Genomic DNA, 3071 nt, shown 5'->3' with positions numbered 1-3071 from the left:
CCGGGTGTGAAATCCAGCTTGTCCTGCAGGGAATCCCGGATGATCGCATCGCAGGTAACGGGCGCAACGCCTTGCCGGCGGGCAACGTCCCTGAGCCGGGGCTGAAAAAACGGATCACCAGAGCGCTCCCGATCGAACCCGCCTGAATGCTGAAGCAGGTGCCGGATGCTGATGTCCCTGACGCGCAGGTCAGCGGGGGCGGCGGGCGCTATCCCGGCTTTCTCGAAGAAGGGCAGCACCGGGTCGTCCAGTTTCAGCTTTCCATCCTCTGCCAGCTTGAGCACCATGACCGCCGTCAAGGTCTTGTTGATGCTTCCCATGCGGAACAGGGTTTGCGGCGTCATGGCTTCCTGCTTGTCCCTGTCGGCATAACCGTAGCCTTTGGCAAGGAGCAGCTTCCCGTCCTTGGCTACGGCCAGGCTGGCGCCCGGGACATCGTGTTTTTTCATGACTTCCTGCATGGCCCTGTCGAAGGGCTCGAGGTGCGGCAGTGACTGCCCCACCTCAAGACACCAGCCCCACTGCGGGACGAATGCCAGCAAGACGCCGGCCAGCCCGCGAGATATCTGGCGGTGCATGGTGGAAAAAATGCTGAGCGGTGTCGTATGCATTTGTTGCCGGTGGGTGGCCGCGCAGTCTACGAGGTGGCCATGCGGTTGCTCTTTTCGCCTAAAAGCGCGGTAAATCGGGATGCTTGATCTGCCCGCCCCGAACCAGCATTTTTCCGTATTCGGCGCAGCGGTTCAGCGTTGGGATCACCTTGCCTGGGTTGAGCAGGCCTTTGCTGTCGAACGCGCGTTTGACACCGAACATCTGCCCGTTTTCCTCGGCGGAGAACTGCACGCACATGGAGTTGAGCTTTTCCACGCCCACGCCGTGTTCGCCCGTCACGGTGCCGCCCATCGCGACACTGGTTTCCAGAATGTCTGCACCGAAGAGTTCGCAGCGGTGCAATTGATCGGGGTCGTTGGCATCAAACAGGATCAAGGGGTGCAGGTTGCCGTCGCCCGCGTGGAACACGTTGGCGCAGCGCAGCTGGTATTTCTTTTCCATCTCTGCGATAGCCAGCAAGATGTCGGCCAGCCGCTTGCGCGGGATGGTGGAGTCCATGCACATGTAGTCGGGGCTGATGCGTCCCGATGCGGGGAAGGCGTTTTTTCGGCCACTCCAGAAGCGCAGGCGTTCAGCCTCGTCCTGGCTCACCGCAATGGCCGTGGCGCCACAGCGGCGCAGCACGTCGGTCATGTGGCCGATTTCTTCTTCAACTTCCTCTGGCGTGCCGTCGCTTTCGCACAGCAAAATCGCGGCCGCGCTCAGGTCGTAGCCCGCATGCACAAAGTCTTCCACCGCGGCCGTCATGGGCTTGTCCATCATCTCCAGCCCGGCGGGAATGATGCCGGCTGCAATCACCGCGGCAACGGCATCGCCGGCTTTGCGCAAGTCGTCAAAGCTGGCCATGATGCAGCGTGCAAGAATCGGCCTGGGCACCAGCTTGACGGTCACTTCGGTCGTGACGGCCAGCATGCCTTCGCTTCCGATGATGACGCTCAGCAGATCGTAGCCGGCGGCATCCAGCGCGTCGCTGCCGAACTCGACCTCTTCGCCTTCGATTGTGAAGCCTCTGACCTTGAGCACGTTGTGTACCGTCAGCCCGTACTTGAGGCAGTGCACGCCGCCCGAGTTCTCGGCCACGTTGCCGCCTATGGTGCAGGCGATCTGGCTGGAAGGGTCGGGCGCGTAATAAAGACCCAGCGGCGCGGCCGCCTCGGAGATCGCAAGGTTGCGCACGCCGCCTTGCACCAYGGCCGTGCGGCTGGCGGCGTCGAGCTTGAGAATCTTGTTGAACTTGGCCAGCGATAGCGTGACGCCCAGCTTGTGCGGCATGGCACCGCCGGAAAGCCCTGTGCCGGCGCCGCGCGCAACCACTGGTACTTCCAGCGCATGGCAGCTCTTGAGCACGGCCTGCACCTGGTCATAGGTCTCGGGCAAAGCCACAACCAGCGGCCGCTGGCGGTAGGCGGTCAGGCCGTCGCACTCGTAAGGTGTGGTGTCTTCGTTGTTCCACAGCAGGGCATGGGCCGGCAACACCGCCTGCAGCGCGCGCACGACCTGCGACTGCCGCTCCGAGCGTTCAAGCTGGCTTTGCTGTTCGAGCGAGGCGGGGGTGTTCATGGACTGTCTGGCTCCGGGGTTGAAACCAGACTGTAGGGCAAGCGGCGGCGGCCGGGTTGAAGAAATTTAATGCCGGGTGTGAAATGCCGGCCGCCAGAATCCGTCCAAAACGGGAAGAGATTCAGGACTTCGTTCCCGGAGCCTTGCTGGCGCCGGGCGTGTCGTAAAACTTGACCTTGCCCGTCTTCACGTCGTACATGGCCCCCACGATCAGGATTTCTCCCTTTTGCTCCATTTCGCGCAGGATGGGGCTCTTCTCGCGAATCGTTTCCACTGTGAGATGCACATTGCTCTCCGCCACCATCTCGACAAAGGCATAGTTCTTGGACGTGCGATCCTTGATGTCGGCGGACACCAGGTTCGCGGCCGGCTTGATCTTGCCGATGAGTCCCGTCAGGTTGCCCAATTGGGCGTCGTCGCAAGCACCCTTGATGGCACCGCAGCTGGTGTGGCCCATCACCACCAGCAGTTTGGCGCCCATGACTTTGTGCGCGAATTCCAGGCTGCCCAGGATGTCTTCGTTGACGATGTTGCCTGCCACGCGTGCGTTGAAAAGGTCACCTATGCCCTGGTCAAACACAATCTCGGCCGGTGCGCGCGAATCAATGCACGACACCACGCTGGCCAGTGGGAACTGGCCGTCCGCGGTGGCCTTCATTTCCTTGAGATAGTTTTGGTGGCGCGGCTTGCCGGAAACGAAACGCGTATTGCCAGCCTTGAAGYGCGACAGGATTTGCACGGGCGTCACGGCGGCCTGGCACTCCTTGGCGTCCTGGATGGGGCAGAAGGTGCCGGGTTTGACGGCCTTGGCCGCGGCCGCCTTACCCTCTGCATGAACCGCAGACGACAGGGCGAGCATGGAGAGCAGGACGCCGGCCACGCCGACGGCCAATTGATTT

General features: G+C 62.1%; 3 protein-coding genes. All 3 read right to left on the bottom strand.

Features of this window, described 5'->3' with window-relative positions; all coding sequences use genetic code 11:
• Nucleotides 1–611 (bottom strand): serine hydrolase domain-containing protein (locus AC1D1P_RS19145; RefSeq protein WP_477674063.1); only part of this gene is annotated, 611 nt, incomplete at its 3' end.
• A 58-nt stretch (nucleotides 612–669) separates the two neighbouring features.
• On the bottom strand, nucleotides 670–2172 hold the full coding sequence (locus AC1D1P_RS19140) for an FAD-linked oxidase C-terminal domain-containing protein (RefSeq protein ID WP_477674062.1): 1503 nt from the start codon (nucleotides 2170–2172) through the stop codon (nucleotides 670–672).
• Between the two features lie 121 nt (nucleotides 2173–2293).
• Nucleotides 2294–3071: carbonic anhydrase family protein (locus tag AC1D1P_RS19135; RefSeq protein WP_477674061.1), on the bottom strand; the 778-nt coding region annotated here is incomplete at its 5' end.

The sequence above is a fragment of the Polaromonas sp. P1_E1_2 genome (genome assembly GCF_056406035.1).
The sequence above is the reverse complement of the archived record's forward strand: the minus strand, read 5'-3'. Positions and strand labels throughout refer to the sequence as shown.